Genomic DNA, 19,451 nt, shown 5'->3' on the forward strand with positions numbered 1-19,451 from the left:
GGATCCGCTTGGCTTGGACATGGATGTTCGGTATACTGCTGCTTGCGCAGCCGATCGCGCTGCCGGATCGGCTGACCGTCACTTCCGACGGACGGGAAATCGCCGTCGTTCGCCGCGCCGATTATGAATTTCCGTTACCGGGACTGCCAATTATTAATGACATTAAATTGTTAGAGCTGACGAACCGGATCGAGAAGCTGGCCGACCGTCCGCCTGTGAACGCCATGCTGGACGCGTCGGGTGCGATCGTCCCGGAGAAAGTCGGCTACAGGCTGGATCGCCGCGACTGGGAGCGAAGCTTCTACCGATTTATGATCGAGGGGCGAAGCGGCGCTCTCGAAGCTCCGCTCAGGGCCGTATATCCGAGAGTGGACAGCGAGCTGCTGACGTCGATCAAGGAGAAGATGATCGGATACTATACGACTTACTATAACGCGAACAACAAGAGCCGTTCGCATAACATCGGCTTGGCGGCCAAGGCGCTCAACAATCGATATGTATTTCCGGGCGAGTCGTTCTCGTTTAACGAGACGCTCGGAGAGCGTACGGAAAGCAAAGGCTATCGGCGAGCCAAAGTGATCGTCAGAGGGGAAGTGGCCGAAGGCATCGGCGGCGGCATCTGCCAGGTCTCTTCGACGCTGTACAATGCGGTCGACCGCGCCGGGCTGAAGATCGTGAAACGCTATTCCCACAGCCGCCATGTGCCTTACGTCCCTCCGGGCCGCGATGCGACGGTCAGCTGGCAAGGACCGGATTTCGTGTTCAGCAACCCGTATGACCATCCGGTGCTGATCCGTTCGTTCGCAGGCGGAGGGCAGACGACCGTTCTGATCTACTCCGCCGACGAAATTCATAATCGTCCGAGAGAAGTGCCGAGCGCCTCCAAGAAGCTGCCGGAGGAGGTGCCGGCGGACCGCAACGTTAATCGCCGCATCTTGCCGTAGCCGCGCAGGAAGGCTGTCCCCGCAGATTAGCCTTCCTGCATGCCGGAGAGACGGCGGAGGGTTCGCTCTGGCAGGAGAAACGGGCGGCTGCAGCCTCCCGGTTGTCAGCGCTCCCGATCATCGCTATACTCATCCATACAGTGAGTTTACCGGAAGGAAGTATGCCGATGAGTCGAGGAATTCGCGCGAACGAGCTGCTGGCGTTGAAGGAAATAGCAGAAGTGCTTCACTCGAGCAACGAGATGGACGAAATGCTGGGCGCCGTGCTTCACAAGCTGCTGCAGGTGACCGAATTTAACGCCGGCTGGATATTCCTGATCGACGACGAGGAGCCGGGCTACGACTGTGCGGCGGCCGAGAACGTCCCCCGTGCGCTGAACAGCGGCAGCTATGCGCTCTCTTGCGGAGAAGAATGCTTCTGCATCGACAGCTTTCGGAGCCGCAGGCTCGAGCGCGACTCGAACGTCATCGAGTGCCAGCGGATCAGAAGCTCGATCGGTCATCGCACCGGCGACGCGGACGCTTTCAGGCATCATGTGACGGTGCCGCTGAAGGCCGGCCAAGAAAGGTTCGGGCTTATGAACGTCGGCGCGGCGGACCGGGAACGGTTCACCGACGACGAGCTGGCGCTTCTGCACGCCGTCGCGCTGCAGATCGGCATGGCGATCAAGCGCATCCGCTTGTATCAGCGGCAGGAGCGCAATGCGCTGCTCTACGCCAAGCTCGGCGATGTCATTCAGCAGCTGAATTCGGTTCATGAGCCGAGCCAGCTCCCCGTTCAAGCCGTCAGGATGATCGGAGACGCGTTCGAATGGCCGAACGTGTCGCTCTTCACCAGCAAGAACGAGGAGCTGTCGCTGTGGGCGCAATACAAGGACAACCGGCTGATGGAAAAATGGCTGGAGCTGGAGATGGAACAGGCCGGGATCGTCCGAACGGCTTATCGCGAGAACCGGCTCGTCATCGAAGCCCACGACGGAGCGGCTTGCAAGGAGGTGCTGAGCAGCCTCGATCTTCCGATCAGCGGCTCCGCCGCAGCAATCCCGCTCAGGATCGGAGGACGGCCGTTCGGCGTGCTGCTTCTCAGCAGCCCGCGCAATCGGCAGTTCGAGAACGATCCGGAGGATTTCATGTATTCTCTCGGAGACCATCTGTCGCTCTGCATCGAGAATATGCGCATCAGCGAGCAGCGCAGCGAGCTGGCTCTGGTCGAGGAGCGCAACCGGATGGCGCGCGATCTGCACGATTCGGTGATGCAGAAGGTGTTTTCTCTGTCCTTCCTGGCCAAAGGGGCCGAAGCCATGATCGCCGGCAAGGAGCCGGCCGTCGCCGACTCGCTCCGGGAGATCGGCGCGCTGTCCCAGGAGGTGCTTAAGGAGATGCGCGCCCTCATCTGGCAGCTCAGGCCGGCGGGGCTGGAGAACGGCCTGCTGCCCGCCTTGAAGCAGTACGGCCAGCGGATTGGCTTAACCGTCTTCGAGCAGGCCGAGGGCGTTATGGATCTGCCGAGGGCGATCGAGGAGGCGCTGTGGCGGATCGGTCAGGAAGCGCTGAACAACGTGAAGAAGCATGCCGGCACGAACGCCGCTTACGTGCGGTTGAAGAAGACCGAGTCGGCGGCCGTCCTGGAAATCGAAGACCGGGGCAAAGGCTTCGGCCGGGGATGGCGCAAGGGACGCCGCTCGATGGGACTGACTTCGATGAGGGAGCGGGCGGAGGCGCTCGGCGGGGATATCGCCATCTCGAGCGGGAACGGCATGCCCTCGGTCGTCAAGGTCAAAATCCCGATCCACGTTATAGAGAAGAAGTGCCTGGAGGAGAAGGAGAAGCTGTGAAAATCAGAATTTTGCTGGCGGACGATCATCAGATTGTATTAAAGGGCATTTCCTTCTTTCTTGCCCTGCAGCCCGATTTCGAGATCGTGGGCGAAGCGTCCAACGGACGGGAAGCGGTGGAGCTGACGGCTTCTCTGAAGCCGGACATCGTCCTGATGGATTTGAATATGCCGGTGATGGACGGCATCGAGGCGAGCCGATTGATCGCGGAAAGCCATCCAGAGGTCAAAGTGCTCGTGCTGACCAGCTTCTCGGATCGCAGCCACGTCGTGCCGGCGCTGCGAACCGGGGCGATCGGCTATATGCTGAAGGAGGTGGAGCCGGATCAACTGGTCGAGGCAATCCGAAGCGCGCATAAGGGGAACGTGCAGCTCCATCCCGATATTTCCAACATCATTTTGTCGCAGCTTTCCCCGATCGGAACCGAGCATCGGAGCGCTCCGTCCAAAGACGCGCTCGACTCGTTGACGCCCAGGGAGCTCGAGGTGCTCGAGCAGATTACGAAAGGGCTCAGCAACAAGGAGATTGCCCAGCGGCTCGTCGTTGCGGAGAAGACGGTCAAGACGCACGTCAGCAGCATCCTGAGCAAGCTGAACCTGTCCGACCGGACGCAAGCCGCCCTGTACGCGGTCTCCGTTTTCGCGCCGGAGCCCGAGAAGACGTCCTCCTACGACTAAAGTCTTAAGACCGGTCCTCCGCCCGCGGAGGATCTTTTTGTGCCCGGAATTCGGTCTTAAAGCCGATGTAACTTGTCGGACTTCAGATTATAGTTGTTGTAGTTACTATAATAAATAAAGTGGAGGAATTCCTTAATGAGTACTGTACTGTTCGTCAAAGCCAACGACCGCGGCGACCAAGCGGTCAGCGTCAAGCTGTACGAAGCTTTCCTCGAAAGCTACAAGCGCAACCACCCGGAGGACGAGGTCGTCGAACTCGACCTGTTCCGGGAAAATCTGCCTTATCTGAACGCCGACATGATCAACGGCAGCTTCAAGGCCGCCCGCGGCATGGAGCTGACGCCGGAAGAGCAGAAGGCGGTCGCCGTCAAGCACAAGTATCTGGATCAATTTCTGGCCGCGGATAAAGTCGTATTCGGCTTCCCGCTGTGGAACCTGACGATTCCGGCGGTGCTTCACACCTATATCGACTACATTTACGAAGCCGGCAAAACGTTCAAATATACGGAGCAAGGTCCGGTCGGTCTCATTCCGGACAAGAAGATCGCATTGCTGAACGCGCGCGGCGGCATCTACTCCGAGGGCCCTGCCGCAGCGGCCGAAATGTCCTATAATTATATCCGCAACATTATGGCTTTCTTCGGCGTCACCCAGTTCGAAAGCATTATCGTCGAAGGCCACAACCAGCTGCCCGACCAAGCCGAACAGCTGATTGCTCAAGGCGTGGAGAAAGCCGGACAAGCAGCAGCAGGCTTCTAAGAAGCCGGAAGCCGGGCGGCCGGCTGTCGCCTCTTGACAGCGGCGCGAAGTCGCAGTATGATTCAACCTGTTGAATTCCAATACGTTCGTATAACCCCATAAGGTATAGGATGGGGGTCTCTACGGGAAGCCTTAACTTCCTTGCTACGAATATCGGATCGTTTTAGGTCGATCCTATATTCTCGGCGAGGAAGTTTTTTATTGGTGATTCAGAAAGGAGAAAATTCGCCATCCTGATCTGAATCCCCTCCGACAAAAAAACGATTCCGCGTCTAGAGGACGCCGAAGGCGTTTTTGCTTGCAATCGCCGAAGAAGGAGCTGCATCGCCATGAAATACAAAGGGCTCGTCCTGCTGGGAGCGATCTGCTACGGCATTTTGTCCACGATCGTCAAGAAGGCGTACGAGCAGGGGTACGGACTTGGAGAAGTCGTCGGCAGCCAGATGCTGACCGGACTTATATTGGCGTGGGCGCTGGCGGCGCTCATCGGAGGAAGAGACGCCGTCCGGCGGAAGAGCGCGCTCCCGGCCGTGCCCGGGTGGAAGTCCGTCACCTGGAGGCAGCGTTTCCTTCTGATGGGGGCCGGAGCTCCGACGGCCGTCACAGGACTTCTGTACTACGAATCGCTCCGCTACATTCCGAATTCGCTGGCGATCGTGCTCTTGTTTCAATTCACCTGGATCGGCGTGCTGATGCAGGCGCTGGCGCGCCGGCAGCGGCCGGACGGCGGCACGCTGCTTGCGCTGGCCGTTCTGCTCGGCGGAACGCTTATCGCGGCCGGGGTCGTCGAGCAGGGGGCGGCCGGCCTGGATTGGAGAGGCGTCGCGCTCGGTTTCGGGGCCGCGCTCAGCTACTCGCTGTTTATTCTGTTCAGCGGCAAGGCGGTGCCGTCGGTCCATCCCGCCTACCGAAGCGGCTGGATGATCACGGGAGGCGCCGTTCTCGTATTCGCGCTGTTTCCGCCCGCATTTGTGCTGGACGGAACGCTGTGGGGCGGCCTGCTTCCTTATGGCTTGCTGCTGGGCTTGTTCGGCGCGTTCCTGCCGCCGGTGCTGTTCGCGATCGGCGTTCCCCGCGTCGGCGAAGGCTTATCCGGGATTCTGGGCGCCTTGGAGCTGCCGGTTGCGGTGCTGTTGGCCGCCGCCGTGCTTCATGAGCGGGTCAGCCTTCTGCAGTGGACCGGCGTCGCGCTCGTGCTGCTGGGGGTCGCGCTGCCGGAGCTGCTGAACCGGAAGCGGCGGCCGGCTACACCTGGATAAGGATCGGCAGGATCATCGGCCGGCGCTTCGTCCTCGTCCACAGAAACTGCCCGACCTCCTCCTTGATCGTCTGCTTGTACGTGCTCCACTGGTTGACGCGTTCGGCGAGCAGCTTGACGAGAGAGGCGGCGGCGATCCGGTTCACTTCCTCGAGCAGCCCTTCCGATTCGCGAACGTAGACGAACCCCCGCGAGACCGTGTCCGGACCGGATACGATTCTGCCTTCGGCCCGGCTGAGCGTAATGACGATGATGAGAATGCCGTCTTCGGACAGCAGCTTGCGGTCGCGCAGCACGACATGGCCGACGTCTCCGATGCCGAGCCCGTCCACAAGCGTGTTCCCGGTCGGAACTTTCCTGCGCTGGCTGGCGACGCCGTCCCGGATGTCGACGACGTCTCCGTTCTTGACGATAAATACGTTGTCCCATTCGACGCCGACCGATTCGGCCAGCTGCCGATGCTGGCACAGCATCCGGTACTCGCCGTGGATCGGGACGAAATATTTCGGCCTCATCAACGTCAGCATCAGCTTCAGCTCTTCCTGGCTCGCATGCCCGGAGACGTGCATGCCGGTCACCGATCCGGAGCCGTAGATGACCTTGGCGCCGATCTCGTACAGATTGTCGACGATGCGCGCCACGCTGCGTTCGTTGCCGGGAATCGGCGTCGCCGCCAGAATGACCGTATCCCCGCGCTGCACCTCCACCTGGCGGTGGCTGGAGTCGGCCAGGCGCGATAGCGCAGCCATCGGCTCTCCCTGGGAGCCCGTGCACAGCACGACAATCTCGCCGGGGGAATAGCGGTTGACGTCGGAAGGCTCGATCAGCATCCCCTCGGGCAGCCGGAGATAACCCAGCTCTGTCGATACGTTAACGACGTTAATCATGCTCCGTCCGAGCAGCGCGAGCTTCCGGTTCAGCCGGTGCGCGGCGTCGACGATCTGCTGCAGCCGATGGACGTTGGAGGCGAACGTGGAGATGAAGATTTTCTGCTTCGCTTTGGCGAACGCCTCCTCGATATGCTCGCCGACCAGCCGCTCCGAAGGCGTAAAGCCCGGACGCTCCGCGTTGGTGCTTTCGGAGAGCAGCAGCAGCACGCCCTTCTGGCCGATGGCCGCCATCTTGTGGATGTCCGGATAATGCTGATTGACCGGCGTAAGATCGAATTTGAAATCGCCGGTGTGCACGACCGTGCCTTCGGGGGTATTCAGCGCAATGCCCAAGCAGTCCGGAATGCTGTGGTTCGTGGCGAAGAAGCTGACGCGGAATCGGCCGAACCGGAGCACGGAATCGGCCGTAATCGCCTGGAGTCGGGACTGCCCGAGCAGGCCGTGCTCCCGAAGCTTGATTTCGATCAGGCCAAGCGTCAGCCGGGTGGCGTAGATCGGCATATTCAGCTGCTTGAGCACGTAAGGAATGCCGCCGATATGATCCTCATGGCCGTGCGTCACAATCAGCGCCCTGATTTTATCCCTGTTCTCCAGCAAGTATGTAACGTCCGGCACGATGACGTCGATGCCGAGCAGGCTTTCGTCCGGAAACTTGGAGCCGCAATCAATCACGATAATATCGTCCGCATAGCGGATCACGTACATATTTTTGCCGATTTCATTGACGCCGCCGAGCGCGACGACCGACAGCGCGTTCTCTTCCGAGCTCAAGGAACGATCCCTCCGTTTGCGATAGGAATAAGTGCAGTATTGCCTTGAACGGGATCGTTCATCCCGAGAAGACAGGCGCGCGGGGAGGCCGAATACGCGACGGCGGATTTTTTCGATTGCATTTTGCGGGAACCGTGCGTATAATAACATCAAATTCATAGCAAAGTTAAAGTCGAAGAAGAGAAAGAGTACGTTATCGGTCTGTTCCTCAGAGAGTTGGGTCAGGTGAAAGCCAACGTTCGGGCGATAACGGAAAGCCGTCTCCGAGACGCAGACTGAAATTCGAGTAAGCTCTGCCGCATTTCCAGCGTTAACGGGAACACGTATTGATGGATACGTTGCAGAGCGCCGCTTCTTTTGCGATCGGAAGCGGAACTAGGGTGGTAACACGGGTAGCAGACTCGTCCCTTGCGGGCGAGTTTTTTTGTTTTAAAAAAACAATCAGAGAGCATTCCAAGGAGGTTTTTTTCATGCCTTATCAGACGGTTACGCCTGTCGGGCGGCTGCTGTCCCCGCAAGTTCGCGCCATGCCGCCGTCCGGCATTCGCAAGTTTTTCGACTACACGGCGGGAATGAAGGACGTCGTCTCGCTCGGCGTGGGAGAGCCGGATTTCGCGACGCCGCAGATTGTCCGCGACGCCTGCGTCGCAGCGCTGGACAGAGGGAGAACCGGCTACACCTCCAACGCCGGCATGCCCGAGCTGAGGGAGGCGATCGCCGAATACGTATCGGGCCGCTTCGACGTCGAGTACGAGCCGGCGGCGGAGGTGCTGGTCACGGTCGGCAGCAGCGAAGCGATCGATCTTGCGCTCCGAGCGCTGATTACCGAAGGGGATGAAATCGTCATCCCGGAGCCCTGTTACATTTCCTACTCGCCGATCGTGTTTCTCGGCGGCGGCAAGCCGGTCGGCGTGGAGACGCGCGCCGAGAACGGGTTCAAGCTGACGGCCGACGCGCTGAGAGAGAAGCTGACCTCCCGGTCCAAGGTGCTCGTCCTCTGTTACCCGAACAACCCGACCGGGGCCACGATGACGTACGAGGAATGGCTCCCGATCGCAAGATTGGCGGAGGAGCGCAATCTGGTCGTCATTGCCGACGAAATCTATGCCGAGTTGACTTACGGGGAGCGTCACGTCAGCTTCGCGTCGCTGCCCGGCATGAAGGAACGAACGCTCGTCGTGAGCGGCTTCTCCAAGGCGTTCGCCATGACCGGCTGGCGCGTCGGATACGCTTGCGGACCGCACGAGCTGATCGCCGCCATGCTGAAGATTCACCAGTACACGGTCATGTGCGCGCCGATCATGGGGCAGGCGGCAGCGCTGGCTTCGCTGCAGGTCGGCATGGAGGAGATGGAGCGGATGATCGAATCCTACGACCGGCGGCGAAGAGCTTTCGCGCGGGGGCTGCGGGAAATCGGACTTCCGTGCCATGAGCCGCAGGGGGCGTTCTACGCGTTTCCTTCGATCGCTCATACCGGGCTGACCTCGGAGCAGTTCGCGCACCGGCTGCTGCAGGAGGCGAAGGTCGTGACGGTTCCCGGTCACGTCTTCGGCTCGGGCGGCGAAGGATTTATCCGTTGTTCTTACGCCTCGTCCCAGGTACAATTAGAAGAAGCGTTGGAGAGAATCCGCAAATTTCTAAGCTTCATATAGAAGGGATGAGGAAGCGAGCATGGAAGCGAATAAAATGAACGGCATTAAATATTACCCGCCTCTGGAAGATTACATCGCCTTCGACAACGAGGAAGACTATGCGGAGAAGGGGCGGACTTGGGGGCTGTTCGCCAAGACTCCGAAGACGACATTTTGGTACAAGAGCGCGACCTCGCAGCATCCGGTCTCGATCAAGGGCTATCAGGAATACGGAAGCATGAACGTGCTGGTCGTCGAATTCGAGGACGGACGGCTGACGTGCATCCACCCCTCCTTCCTGAAGGAGATGCAGAGCGGCGCGTTCGGCCGGAATCCGGTTGGCGCAGAGACGGAGGAAGCGGAGGGCGGAGAACGCTCCGCGGACGTTTCGGAGCCAGCGGAAGCCGACGAGAATCAGCCCGCGAAAGCCGCGAAAGCCCGAAAGAAGCCGAAGGAGAAAAAGGAAAAGCTGGAGCTTCCCGTCGATAAAGTCAAATTCACCGCGAAGGTGAAGGAGTTTACGACGAAGCCGAATCCGTTCTCGGAGCGGGACGACGAAGTGCTGCTGCTGGAGGAGGTAGCCGTAATCGGCGATTCTCCGCTGGAGATCGGGGAGGCGTGGTGCGGCTACAGCAACACGCTGAAGAGCTTCGGTCTCGAAGTAGGCAACGTGATCGTCTTCGAAGGCAAAGTCGTCGACAAGAAATTCAACAAGGAAATTGTGTACAAGGTGAACAATCCGTCCAAGATTGTCGTCCAATAGACCGGCAACTGCCATTTCCTTAAGGTGATCCCTTTCGGTCAGACAAGCGAGCCTGAAGCGCGCAAGCAGTCTGCTCCGAAGGGGATGTCTTTGTTTTCGGATACGCTTGACATTGCCGTTACGTTAAGGTGTACGATCGGTTTGCGAGGAGGGATCGAGATGGAATATACGGTTCAGAAGCTCGGCCGGTTGGCCGGAATCAGCACGCGCACGCTCCGTTACTACGACGAAATCGGACTTCTCAAGCCGGCGAGAATCAATTCGTCAGGGTATCGGATCTACGGACAGCGGGAGGTGGATCGCCTTCAGCAAATTTTGTTCTATCGGGAGCTTGACGTCGGCCTCGAGGAGATCAAGGCGATCGTGGACGCCCCTGAATTCGACGCCCGTCGCGCGCTGGCTCGGCACCGCGAGCAGCTTCTGGCCAAGCGGCGGCAGCTTGACGCGCTGATCGCCAACATCGATCTGACCTTAGCCTATCATGAGGGGATGACAGACATGAGCGATCTGCAGAAATTCGAAGGCTTCAAGCAGAAGCTTATCGACGATAACGAGGCTGCGTACGGCGAGGAAATCCGCGCCAAATACGGTCATGACCGAGTGGACCAATCGAATGCGAAAATCAAGAACATGACGAAGGAACAGTACGAGGAGCTCGAGCGCCTGTCAGAGGACGTTCACGCGACGCTTGCCCAAGCGTTCGCAACAGGCGATCCGGCGGGCGAGCTGGCCCAGAAGGCCGCCGATCTGCACCGCCGCTGGCTCAGCTTTTACTGGGACCCGTATTCCAAGGAAGCGCACGCGGGCGTAGCTCAGATGTACGTGGACGACGAACGGTTCAAGGCTTATTACGACAAGGATCAGCCGGGTATCGCAGAGTTTCTGCGAGACGCCGTGCGGATATACACGGGCGTCGACGCTTAACCGGATGGGGCCGCTCCCCGGGCGAGAAGATGCCGTTCCGCAAGCGAGATTTCGCTTGTCATTGGGCCGCTCCCCTCGGGGGGCGGCTTTTGTCCGTGATGCAGCAAGTATAAAATACGCTATCCTGATCTGAATCCCCTCTGACAAAAACGCGATTCTGCCTAGAGGACGCCGAAGCGTTTTTGCTTGTATCGATTCGCTAGAAGAATACAGACCAGCTGTGGAGAACATCGTTATTTCTAAAAAGGGTTGACAGAAAACGGTATGAAGGGGATAATACGCCTATGGTGTATGAACTACTTAGTACACACACTTAAGGCGATTGCGGGGTAGCGGAATGAGAACAGGTGGAGGCTGGGAGGAAGTCGAGTTCAACAGCCGGGATCCGGTCTATCTGCAGGTAGTCAGACATTTTAAAGAGATGATCGTCGCCGGAAAGCTGGTAGCGGGTCAAGTGATTCCTTCTCGGCGGGAGCTGGGCGCGCTGCTGAAGATCAACCCGAATACGGCGCAGAGATCCTATAAGGAGATGGAGGAACGCCAATTGATCGTAACGGAAGGAAACTCGCCAAGCCGAATTACCCACGACGAAGCCGTACTGCGGGCGATCCGTGCGGAGCTGCTGGGAGAGGCGGTCGACGCCTTCGTCTCGGCGGTCAGGAAGATCGACGTTCCGGTCGACGAATTGGTCGATCTGGTGAAAAGCAAATACATAGCGGCCCGGATCGTCTCATCCTCGACCGATTCCGCTCCGGAAGGAGGCGGGGAAGGACTATGATCGAGCTGAAGGAAGTTCGCAAGCGGTATCGCGGACGACGCGTGCTGAACGGGCTGTCGTTCACGGCCGAGAAAGGAAGCATCACCTGTCTTATCGGCATGAACGGCGCGGGCAAGTCGACGGTGATGAAGGCGATTATGGGGCTTGTCCCCGTGAACGAAGGGCATATTCTCGTGGACGGGAAGCCCGTCGGAGCATGGATCTACGAGAAGGTTTCTTTCGTTCCCGACCGTCTGACGATGCCGCTAGGCATGAGGATGGCCGAGGGGCTGACGTTTATGGCGGATTTCTACGCCAGCTGGAATGCGGAGCGGGCGGCCGAGCTGATGCGCTTCTTCCGGCTGGAGCCCGGCGAGAAAATCGGCAATCTGTCGAAAGGAACGGCCGCAAAGTACAATCTCGTGCTCGGACTGGCGCAAAATTCCGACTACGTGCTCATGGACGAACCGTTCTCCGGAATCGATCTGTTCAGCCGGGAGCTGATCGCAAAAGTCTTCTCCAGCGAGCTGATCGAGGAACGCGGCGTACTGCTGACGACGCATGAGATCGGCGAGGTGGAGCATCTGATCGACAAAGCGGTCATTTTGCAGAACGGAAAAGCGGAAATGGAATTCGACTGCGAGACGATGCGGAGCGAAGAGGGCAAGTCGATCGTCGACGTGATGAGAGAGGTGTATTCGCGTTGAGCAACTACCTGAAGCTTGTCCATATGGAGATCCGTCGGTTTCGGTCGATTCTGTTCGTGCTCATGGGGCTGACCGCGCTGGTGCAGTTGGGCGCGATTGCGGCGAACGCCGTCGGAGAGATGAGCGATAGAGACGCATATTTTCGGCAGACGGGCCAGGCGCCCGAGACGTTCTTCGCCGAGATGTCCTTTACTCGCGCCGTGCAGGAGACGCAGTTCTGGTTCGCCGTTCCGGTCGGTCTCTGCATCGCGGCGCTCGCGATCTATGCGTTTCTGATCTGGTATCGCGACTGGTTCGGAAGGAGCACGTTCGCGTATCGGCTGCTCTCGCTTCCGTCCGAACGCAGGAACCTTTTTTTCGCCAAGCTGACCGCCATTCTCACGTTCGTTTTCGTCCTGGTCGGGTTTCAATTGGCGCTCATGCCGGTCGGAAGAGCGGTTTATGCGATGATCGCGCCGGCCGGCCAGCTGCAGCCCTCCTATATCGCGGACGCGATTCACGCCAATCAGGCGTTCAAGATTTTGCTGCCGCGCTCGTTCGCGGATTTCTTCGTCAACTACGGCCAGGGCGTTATCGCGCTGCTCGTCGTGTTCGCGTCGATATTGCTGGAGCGGAGCTATCGTTGGCTCGGCCTCGTATACGGAGTCGCGTATGCCGCCGTCTGCGGAATTCTGATGTTCTTGCCGCCGCTTGCGCTCGGTCTGGACTATTCTACAAGTTATTTCTATACCGATGAAGTGTACGCGATTCAAATGGCGATCGATGCGCTGATCGGCGTCGCTTCCGTCTGGATCAGCCTGCATCTGTTAAAGAAAAAAGTGTCGGTGTAAGGAAGGAGACGGCGTACGATGAAACGTTACATTCTGTCGATGGCGCTCGGCGTATTCGCGGTCGGTTCGATCGGTTCGTATTATGCGTCCGGCACGGAAGGGGATGCGCCCCGATATCAGCTGGTCACTCTGGAGGGAGACGCGGAACAGGCGGCGTCCATGCGGATCTCCGGTGCCTATGTCGGAGGTGTCGGATCCAAGGCGCTGCAGCTTACCGTCGAAGGAACGGAATACGACTTGACGCAATCGTTCTATGACAAGTATCTCAAGGATCGTTCCTATCTGACGAGGCAATTCGAGGATATGAGAGAAATAAAACGGGAGCATCGGGATTTTATGAGAGCGAGGCACAACGTCAACAGCTTTTATAGGGATTCGGAATGGCTCATCTATGCGGATGCCGCGCTTTACGGCCCCCATAGCGCACACGACAGGAAGCTGGAGCTGAGACTGGACCTGCTGGAGGAGGCGACAGGCCGCGTTACCAAGCATCGCGTTATGCTCGAAGGCAAACCGTTGAACTGGATCCAGGTGGAGGACGTGCAGAGAATTGGCGACGAAGTGCATCTTCTGGCCAGAATACAGCTTCGGAGTGACACTGCCGCCGAGGCGGCCACGGAGGAGCTGCGGGATTACGTCGTCGATCTTCGCAGCGCCGTGCTTCTGCGCGAGAACGCCCTCGCGTCCGAGAAGCTGGAATCGATGGCGGGGACCCGCGCGAGCGGGGCGGCTCAGCAGACGCTGAACGAGATTCGCCTGTCCGCCATATCGAGCGAGGTGCGCTCCCGCCCTTCGGAATACGTCGTGCTCCAGACGCTGCGAAGCGTGTCGACGGCCGAAGAGGGAGGCGGGGAACGGACGACGCGCCTGCTCCGGCATGAGATCTACTCCTACAGCACGGGCACGCGCACCCCGCTGCCCGAGCCGCCGGAGGCCTACGCTTCGTACCCGACCAGTCAGGGAGAGCTGGGCGAAGAACGCTTCACGATGCTGTATTCCGGCTCCGAGAGCTTGGCGCTTACGAGCTTTACCCTCTCCACAGGCACGCAGGAGCCGGGCGGATGGACGCTGACGGCCGAGCAGCTCGGCGGACAGGCGATCAAAAGCGCGAGACTGGCGCAAAACCGGGTCTATGCGCTAATCCAGACGGGATCCTCCGGCGATCAAGTCGGCATTGCCGACGGCCGGCAGCTGGCGGCCGTCGTGATCGACGCCGCCAACGGGAGCGTTCTGTATAAAGGACAGGCGGAATATGCCGGACCCGCCGAGAAGGCCGAGCAGTTCCGCAAAAACCTGTGGCTGACCAACATCGATGTCAAGAACCGGCAGTGAGCGGATGGACAACGCGCTGGAGACGAAAATCCGGCTGCTGAGAAGCCTGGAAGGGCACGGCTATGCGATCGCCTACTACCTTCTGCAGAACGAGACGCTTGCCGAGGAGGCGACGCGGGCCGCGCTGCTGGAGGCGGGCTGCGACGACAGGCTGCGCGAATGGCCGGCCGAGGCGCAGAGGGAGAAATTCGCCAGGCTGGTCATGAGCCAAGCGATCGCGGCCAAGCGCGAATGGCTGCTGCGGCAAGCGGAATAACGGCAGAACGCTCTTCCCCGAATGTCCGGGGAAGAGCGTTCTGCTAGGATCGGCGAATATGGTAGACGCACTTGCGGTCGCCGGAGGCGAGGCAGTCGGAGCGGGTCACCTTCGCTCCGAGCAGAGATTCGAACAGGCTCAGCTCGCAGGCGCAAGCCTGGTTGTACTTGTTGGCGACCTGGGAGATCGGGCAATTGTACTCGGTGAGCACGTAAGCGTCGTCGTCCGTTTTCTCCCAGGCGGCCATATAGCCGTTTTCATTCTGAATGTCCGACAGCGCTGCGATCTTCGCCTCGAGTTCCTTGTCGGCCATTTTCGCTTCGTATCTTTTCAGCAGAGCCGCCTTGCGGCGCTCGAACAGAAGATCAACCATCGCTTGCCCGGCTTCGTCCTCCAATTCCGTGAGCAGGTCAAGCGCGACGGCGTGATACTTTTTCGGAAAGTGGTCGTCCGCCTGGGCGGTCAGCCGATAGACAGCCGCGGGCCGGCCCATCGGCAGCCTGACGGTCGTCGATTCGATCAGATTGTCCCGCTCCAGATTGAAAATATGCCGCCGGACGGCCATGCCGGTAATGCCGAGCTGGTCGGTGAGCTCCTTGGCGGTCAGCTCCCCCGAAGTTTTCAGCAGCTGCATAATTTTGCTGCGCGTGGACAGATCCGAATCCTCTCTCAACGCTTCACCTCCCCGGCTTCAGCGGATCGGTCCGGCCGAAGCCAGATCGTGCTCGGCGCACTCCGCCGAGCAGTATCCGCGATGCTCCTCTTCGCATTTGCCGCAGACCAGATGCTGCAGATGGCAGGTGTCGTCCGCGCAGTTGATGTAGCGATCCGTCTTCGTCCCGCAGTGATGACATTCTCCGACCAGCGTATGCTCCTCGGTGCGGTTAATCCGTACGGAGACGCGCTCGTCGAAGACGTAGCAGTTGCCGTCGAAGCCGCGTCCCTGCACTTCCGAATCCTGCCCGTACGTCACGATGCCGCCCTCAAGCTGGTAGACGTCCTTAAAGCCCTCGTTCTTCAGCACGGCAGTCAGCATCTCGCAGCGAATGCCTCCGGTGCAGTAGGTCAGAATCGGCTTGTCCTTATGCGCGGTCAGATTGCGTCGGATCCACTCCGGGAACTCGCGGAACGTCTTCAGATCCGGCTTGATCGCGCCCCGGAAATGCCCAAGATCGTACTCGTAATTGCTGCGCCCGTCGAGTATGACGACGTCGTTCTGCTGCATTTTTTCGAAAAATTGCTTCGGGCTGAGCCGCTCGCCCCCGTCGACGTTCGGGTCCAGCTCCTTGTCGTAACGCAGCGTGACGAGCTCCTTCTTATAGCGAACGAATATTTTCTTGAACGCGTGCCCGTCGGACTCGTCAATCTTGAACAGAAGATCGGAGAACAGCGGGTGGTCGCGCATGGCGGCCATATAGGCTTCGGTCTGCTCCACCGTGCCCGAGAGCGTTCCGTTAATGCCCTGATCCGCGATCAGAATTCGTCCGAGAACGCCAAGCTCCTTGCAAAATTGCAGATGCTCGGCAGCGAACGCTTCGGCGTTCGGAACGTTGACATATTTATAGAACAGCAGAATGCGATAAGCTTTCGTAGACATGAATAACACCTTTCTTCGGCGAATGGCGGTTGGCGCACGCCTTTTAATCATATTAATGGTAGCGGTTCGCTCCCACTTAGTCAACATATAGGTTTATTATGTGTTCGGCCGCCGCTGAGAGAAGGGGCTTTTTTTGATGGATGATTTTCCTGATACAGGGAATAATTCGCGTAGGTTCACTTTACAGGTCTTCAAGAGAGGAAGATTCCCATGGACAACCAGCAATCCCAGAAGCCCAAGGACGAATCGCGCAGAAGGTTTCTCAAGTATTCGGGCGCGGCGCTTGGCGGAGTGGTCGTCGGGGGCGTCATCGGCGGTCTCGTCGGCTCGAATCTGAACCGGTCGGCCGAGAACGAACCGGCTCCTCCGGGGACGGGGGAGACGCCGGCCCCGCCCCCGGGTCAGGACTTCAGCCAGGCACTGATGTTTTTCTCGCAGGAGCAGTTCCAGACGGCCGAGGCGGCGGCCGAGCGAATATTCCCCCGGGACGACAACGGTCCCGGCGCCATCGAACTGGGCGTCGCCTTCTTCATCGATCATCAGATGGCGGGAGCGTACGGCTTTAACGCCCGCGAGTACATGTCTCCTCCTTTTTACAAAGCCGAGGCGTCCCAAGGCTACCAGCTTACGTACCGGCGGCGGGAGCTGATGGCGCTCGGCTTGGAGGCGCTGAACGAATATAGCGGGCAGAAGCACGGGATGACCTTCGCCAAGCTGGCGCCGGAGGAGCAGGACGCGGTGCTGACGGCGTTCGAGAAGGACCAGGTCGATCTGAAGGACGTTCCGGCTTCCACGTTCTTTACGATGTTCCGCAATCTGACGATCGAGGGGGCTTACGCCGATCCGCTGTACGGCGGCAACCGCAATATGGACGGCTGGAGAATGCGCAATTACCCCGGCAACCAGATGAGCTATATGAACGAGATCGAGAAGGAAGAGTTCGTCAAGATGGAACCGCTCAGCCTGCGCGATCATCTGCAGATGGGTTAAGGAGAGAGAAAGCATATGGCCAACAAGCTTCCGAAAGTTCCCGTCGTTATCGTCGGCATGGGGTGGGTAGGCGGCATTATCGCGGCGGAGCTGACCAAGGCGGGCATTAACGTCGTCGGTCTGGAGAGAGGCAAGAGCCGCAGCACGCAAGACTATTACCACGTTCACGACGAGCTTCGCTACGCCTTGCGCTACGAGCTGATGCAGGATTTGTCCAAGGAGACGGTCACCTTCCGCAATTCGGAAAAAATGCGGGCGCTGCCCATGCGCTCCTACGGCTCGTTCCTGATGGGAGACGGACTCGGAGGGGCCGGCGTACACTGGAACGGACAGTATTACCGGTTTCTGCCTTACGATTTCGAGATCTACACGAAGACGGTCGAGCGGTACGGGAAAAACAAAATTCCGAAGGAGATGACGATTCGGGACTGGGGAATTACCTACGATCAGCTGGAGCCTTACTTCGTGAAATACGAGCAGATGGCCGGCATATCGGGACCGGCCGAGCTTCCCGACCACGTCGGGAAAATGTCCCAGCCGTACCCGACTCCGCCGATGAAAACGACGCCCGCTATGAAGCTGTTCACGGACGCCGCGGCGAAGCTGGGCTACCATCCGTACATCATTCCTTCGGCCAATCTGTCCGAGGATTACACGAATCCCGACGGCATCGAGCGGGCGGCCTGCCAATATTGCGGCTTCTGCGAACGGTTCGGCTGCGAATACGGCGCGAAGGCCGATCCGGTCGTCACCGTGCTGCCGGTCGCTCAGCAGAGCGGCAAGTTCGAGCTGCGAACGCATTCGAACGTTACGGAGATTTTGCACGACGGGAAGAAGGCGACCGGCGTGAAATACGTCAATACGCTGACGGGACAGGAGTCGGTGCAGCCTGCGGACGTCGTCGTCCTCGCCGGCTACGTGTTCACCAACGTTCGCCTGCTGCTGCTGTCCAAGCTCGGCAAGCCGTACGACCCGAAGACGGAGACGGGCTCGGTCGGCCGCAACTACGCCTATCAGGTCAACGGAGCCACCGTGTCGGTCGTGTACGAGGACCGGGAGTTCAATCTGGCGATGGGAGCGGGGGCGCTGGGGTGCAGCATCGACGATTTTAACGGGGACAACTTCGATCACAGCGACTTGAATTTTATTCATGGGGCGAACATCCGGTTGACGCAGTCGGGCTATCGGCCGATTCAGTTCCAGCCGATGCCGGCCGGCGGGCCCACGTGGGGACAGGCGTTTAAGCAGGCGACGATCCATAACGCCAATCGGGTGCTTGGCATCTCGGGCCAAGGAGCGAGCATGCCTTTCCGCTATCACTATTTGGATCTGGATCCGGAATACAAGGACAGTCTGGGCTTGCCGCTGATCCGGCTGACGTTCGACTTTCTGGAGCAGGATCGGGAGCTGGTCAAGTTTATCGCGCAGAAAGCGAAGACAATCGCCGACGAGATGGGCGGCACCGAGGCGATGATGTACGATACGATTACGCAATACAATATCGTGCCGTACCAATCGACGCACAATACCGGCGGGACGATCATCGGCGCGGATCCGGACACGTCGGTCGTCAACAATTATTTGCAGATGTGGGATGCGGAAAACGTGTTTATTTGCGGAGCCTCCAACTTCCCGCATAACAGCGGCTACAACCCGACGTCGACCTTAGGGGCGCTGGCTTACAGAGCCGCCGAAGGCATTCAGAAATATGTAAGCAAGGGCGGCTCTCTCGTATGAGCGCCGCCGGGAGCGGCGAGAGCAAGCGACGGGCCGACTCCGATTGGATCGTCCATCTGACGGAGCTTCGCAAGCGTCTGATCTATGTCGCGTCGTGGTTCGTCGCATCGCTTGCGCTGGGGCTGTACGCGGCGCCCCGCCTGCTGGGCTACGTGAAGGACCACACCGGCTCGTTCGCGGTCGAATGGAGCGTCTTCTCGCTCTCCGACGGACTCGTCGTGTACATGAAGTGCGCGCTGCTCGTCGGCGTCGTTCTGACGCTCCCGATGCTGCTCTACCATCTCTGGGCGTTCGCGCGTCCGGGCATGACCGATGCGGAGGCGAAGAGCGCGCTCGTCTACGTGCCGGTTTCGTTCGCGCTGTTCGTGCTTGGCGTCGCATTCGGCTACGCCGTCGCGGTTCCGATGATGATCCGCTTTATGATGAAGCTGAATCAGAGCATCGAAGCGGCGGAAGTATACGGCATCCACCACTACGTTTCCTTTCTCGTCAGCTTTCTTCTGCCGATGGGCATCGCCTTCGAGATGCCGCTTGCGATGCTGTTTCTGACCCGCATCGGCCTGCTGACGCCGGCCAATATCAAGCCCGTTCGCAAATACGCCTACGTCGGCCTGGCCGTTCTCGGCTCGTTGATCTCCCCGCCGGATTTCGTCTCGCACCTGTCGGTGACGATTCCGTTGATCGCGTTGTTCGAGATCAGCGCGTTGGCCGCCGCGCGATATTATCGCCGTAGAGAGCTTGTCCCGCTCGGTCAGGCTTGATCGAACGGAGAGAAAGGAGAAGCATTCGCTGC

19 protein-coding genes, 1 riboswitch and 1 other annotated feature are annotated in these 19,451 nt (G+C 59.2%); of the genes, 16 read left to right on the plus strand and 3 right to left on the minus strand.

Annotated elements, in window-relative coordinates:
• Window positions 1–8 precede the first annotated feature (8 nt).
• The 5 genes from ACFO3S_RS23650 to ACFO3S_RS23670 all read left to right on the plus strand — a co-directional run bounded on the left by ACFO3S_RS23650 (window position 9) and on the right by ACFO3S_RS23670 (window position 5,474).
• Window positions 9–944, plus strand: a complete 936-nt coding sequence (locus tag ACFO3S_RS23650) for a VanW family protein (RefSeq protein WP_378101073.1) — start codon at window positions 9–11, stop codon at window positions 942–944.
• 167 nt (window positions 945–1,111) lie between these two features.
• Complete coding sequence (locus tag ACFO3S_RS23655) at window positions 1,112–2,779, plus strand: GAF domain-containing sensor histidine kinase (RefSeq protein WP_378101075.1); 1,668 nt, start codon at window positions 1,112–1,114, stop codon at window positions 2,777–2,779.
• Window positions 2,776–3,456 carry a response regulator gene (locus ACFO3S_RS23660; RefSeq protein ID WP_378101077.1) on the plus strand — a complete coding sequence of 227 codons (681 nt, stop codon included), beginning with the start codon at window positions 2,776–2,778 and terminating at the stop codon, window positions 3,454–3,456. Before ACFO3S_RS23655 ends, ACFO3S_RS23660 begins: the two co-directional genes overlap by 4 nt.
• 135 nt (window positions 3,457–3,591) lie before the next feature.
• Window positions 3,592–4,215 carry an FMN-dependent NADH-azoreductase gene (locus tag ACFO3S_RS23665; protein ID WP_378101078.1) on the plus strand — a complete coding sequence of 208 codons (624 nt, stop codon included), beginning with the start codon at window positions 3,592–3,594 and terminating at the stop codon, window positions 4,213–4,215.
• 66 nt (window positions 4,216–4,281) lie between these two features.
• Window positions 4,282–4,382: riboswitch (purine riboswitch) on the plus strand.
• A 162-nt stretch (window positions 4,383–4,544) separates the two neighbouring features.
• A complete protein-coding gene (locus ACFO3S_RS23670; RefSeq protein ID WP_378101080.1) occupies window positions 4,545–5,474 on the plus strand; it encodes an EamA family transporter in 930 nt (309 codons plus the stop codon).
• Here the strand turns inward: ACFO3S_RS23670 and ACFO3S_RS23675 are convergent.
• Entirely contained in the window at window positions 5,461–7,134 is a 1,674-nt protein-coding gene (locus ACFO3S_RS23675; protein WP_378101082.1) for a ribonuclease J, read from the minus strand. The genes ACFO3S_RS23670 and ACFO3S_RS23675 overlap by 14 nt on opposite strands.
• Window positions 7,135–7,300: 166 nt before the next feature.
• Window positions 7,301–7,546: a binding site (T-box leader), on the plus strand.
• 58 nt (window positions 7,547–7,604) lie between these two features.
• Here ACFO3S_RS23675 and ACFO3S_RS23680 point away from each other — a divergent pair.
• From ACFO3S_RS23680 to ACFO3S_RS23715, 8 genes are all read left to right on the plus strand, one after another.
• Window positions 7,605–8,786 carry an aminotransferase class I/II-fold pyridoxal phosphate-dependent enzyme gene (locus ACFO3S_RS23680; RefSeq protein ID WP_378101084.1) on the plus strand — a complete coding sequence of 394 codons (1,182 nt, stop codon included), beginning with the start codon at window positions 7,605–7,607 and terminating at the stop codon, window positions 8,784–8,786.
• Window positions 8,787–8,805: 19 nt separating this feature from the next.
• A complete protein-coding gene (locus ACFO3S_RS23685; protein ID WP_378101086.1) occupies window positions 8,806–9,528 on the plus strand; it encodes a hypothetical protein in 723 nt (240 codons plus the stop codon).
• Between the two features lie 159 nt (window positions 9,529–9,687).
• Window positions 9,688–10,452: a MerR family transcriptional regulator gene (locus ACFO3S_RS23690; RefSeq protein ID WP_378101088.1), complete on the plus strand. Its 765-nt coding sequence runs from the start codon at window positions 9,688–9,690 to the stop codon at window positions 10,450–10,452.
• Window positions 10,453–10,789: 337 nt separating this feature from the next.
• The gene (locus tag ACFO3S_RS23695; protein WP_378101090.1) at window positions 10,790–11,230 is read left to right on the plus strand and encodes a GntR family transcriptional regulator; all 441 of its coding nucleotides are present in this window, start codon (window positions 10,790–10,792) and stop codon (window positions 11,228–11,230) included.
• Window positions 11,227–11,916 (plus strand): ATP-binding cassette domain-containing protein, encoded by a 690-nt coding sequence (locus tag ACFO3S_RS23700; RefSeq protein ID WP_378101092.1) that lies wholly within the window; start codon window positions 11,227–11,229, stop codon window positions 11,914–11,916. The genes ACFO3S_RS23695 and ACFO3S_RS23700 overlap by 4 nt, the downstream gene beginning before the upstream one ends.
• Window positions 11,913–12,746 (plus strand): hypothetical protein, encoded by an 834-nt coding sequence (locus ACFO3S_RS23705; RefSeq protein ID WP_378101094.1) that lies wholly within the window; start codon window positions 11,913–11,915, stop codon window positions 12,744–12,746. The genes ACFO3S_RS23700 and ACFO3S_RS23705 overlap by 4 nt, the downstream gene beginning before the upstream one ends.
• Window positions 12,747–12,764: 18 nt before the next feature.
• On the plus strand, window positions 12,765–14,078 hold the full coding sequence (locus ACFO3S_RS23710; RefSeq protein ID WP_378101096.1) for a hypothetical protein: 1,314 nt from the start codon (window positions 12,765–12,767) through the stop codon (window positions 14,076–14,078).
• Window positions 14,079–14,082: 4 nt separating this feature from the next.
• A complete protein-coding gene (locus ACFO3S_RS23715; protein ID WP_378101098.1) occupies window positions 14,083–14,334 on the plus strand; it encodes a hypothetical protein in 252 nt (83 codons plus the stop codon).
• A gap of 43 nt (window positions 14,335–14,377) precedes the next feature.
• Here the strand turns inward: ACFO3S_RS23715 and ACFO3S_RS23720 are convergent, their stop codons facing one another.
• A complete protein-coding gene (locus ACFO3S_RS23720; protein ID WP_378101100.1) occupies window positions 14,378–15,007 on the minus strand; it encodes a helix-turn-helix transcriptional regulator in 630 nt (209 codons plus the stop codon).
• Window positions 15,008–15,025: 18 nt separating this feature from the next.
• A complete protein-coding gene (gene trhO, locus ACFO3S_RS23725) occupies window positions 15,026–15,931 on the minus strand; it encodes an oxygen-dependent tRNA uridine(34) hydroxylase TrhO (RefSeq protein ID WP_378101102.1) in 906 nt (301 codons plus the stop codon).
• Window positions 15,932–16,141: 210 nt separating this feature from the next.
• Between trhO and ACFO3S_RS23730 the strand changes: the two genes are divergently transcribed.
• Genes ACFO3S_RS23730 through tatC form a run of 3 tightly spaced genes read left to right on the plus strand, consistent with a single transcriptional unit; the run spans window position 16,142 to window position 19,419 of the window.
• On the plus strand, window positions 16,142–16,921 hold the full coding sequence (locus ACFO3S_RS23730; protein WP_378101103.1) for a gluconate 2-dehydrogenase subunit 3 family protein: 780 nt from the start codon (window positions 16,142–16,144) through the stop codon (window positions 16,919–16,921).
• Between the two features lie 15 nt (window positions 16,922–16,936).
• The gene (locus ACFO3S_RS23735; protein ID WP_378101105.1) at window positions 16,937–18,658 is read left to right on the plus strand and encodes a GMC family oxidoreductase; all 1,722 of its coding nucleotides are present in this window, start codon (window positions 16,937–16,939) and stop codon (window positions 18,656–18,658) included.
• Window positions 18,655–19,419, plus strand: coding sequence for a twin-arginine translocase subunit TatC (gene tatC, locus ACFO3S_RS23740; RefSeq protein ID WP_378101107.1), 765 nt, complete (start codon window positions 18,655–18,657; stop codon window positions 19,417–19,419). Before ACFO3S_RS23735 ends, tatC begins: the two co-directional genes overlap by 4 nt.
• The last annotated feature ends 32 nt before the right edge of the window (window positions 19,420–19,451 follow it).

The sequence above is a fragment of the Cohnella hongkongensis genome (assembly GCF_042654645.1).
GTDB classification, from domain to species: Bacteria; Bacillota; Bacilli; order Paenibacillales; family Paenibacillaceae; genus Cohnella; species Cohnella hongkongensis.

Excerpts from the sequence above, each read along its gene's own strand:
- trhO (WP_378101102.1), bottom strand. The coding sequence starts at position 15,931 with ATGTCTACGAAAGCTTATCGCATTCTGCTGTTCTATAAATATGTCAAC.
- ACFO3S_RS23695 (WP_378101090.1), top strand. The coding sequence starts at position 10,790 with ATGAGAACAGGTGGAGGCTGGGAGGAAGTCGAGTTCAACAGCCGGGAT.
- ACFO3S_RS23690 (WP_378101088.1), top strand. The coding sequence starts at position 9,688 with ATGGAATATACGGTTCAGAAGCTCGGCCGGTTGGCCGGAATCAGCACG.
- ACFO3S_RS23700 (WP_378101092.1), top strand. The coding sequence starts at position 11,227 with ATGATCGAGCTGAAGGAAGTTCGCAAGCGGTATCGCGGACGACGCGTG.
- ACFO3S_RS23655 (WP_378101075.1), top strand. The coding sequence starts at position 1,112 with ATGAGTCGAGGAATTCGCGCGAACGAGCTGCTGGCGTTGAAGGAAATA.
- ACFO3S_RS23670 (WP_378101080.1), top strand. The coding sequence starts at position 4,545 with ATGAAATACAAAGGGCTCGTCCTGCTGGGAGCGATCTGCTACGGCATT.
- ACFO3S_RS23685 (WP_378101086.1), top strand. The coding sequence starts at position 8,806 with ATGGAAGCGAATAAAATGAACGGCATTAAATATTACCCGCCTCTGGAA.
- ACFO3S_RS23735 (WP_378101105.1), top strand. The coding sequence starts at position 16,937 with ATGGCCAACAAGCTTCCGAAAGTTCCCGTCGTTATCGTCGGCATGGGG.
- tatC (WP_378101107.1), top strand. The coding sequence starts at position 18,655 with ATGAGCGCCGCCGGGAGCGGCGAGAGCAAGCGACGGGCCGACTCCGAT.
- ACFO3S_RS23665 (WP_378101078.1), top strand. The coding sequence starts at position 3,592 with ATGAGTACTGTACTGTTCGTCAAAGCCAACGACCGCGGCGACCAAGCG.
- ACFO3S_RS23730 (WP_378101103.1), top strand. The coding sequence starts at position 16,142 with ATGGACAACCAGCAATCCCAGAAGCCCAAGGACGAATCGCGCAGAAGG.
- ACFO3S_RS23715 (WP_378101098.1), top strand. The coding sequence starts at position 14,083 with ATGGACAACGCGCTGGAGACGAAAATCCGGCTGCTGAGAAGCCTGGAA.
- ACFO3S_RS23710 (WP_378101096.1), top strand. The coding sequence starts at position 12,765 with ATGAAACGTTACATTCTGTCGATGGCGCTCGGCGTATTCGCGGTCGGT.
- ACFO3S_RS23680 (WP_378101084.1), top strand. The coding sequence starts at position 7,605 with ATGCCTTATCAGACGGTTACGCCTGTCGGGCGGCTGCTGTCCCCGCAA.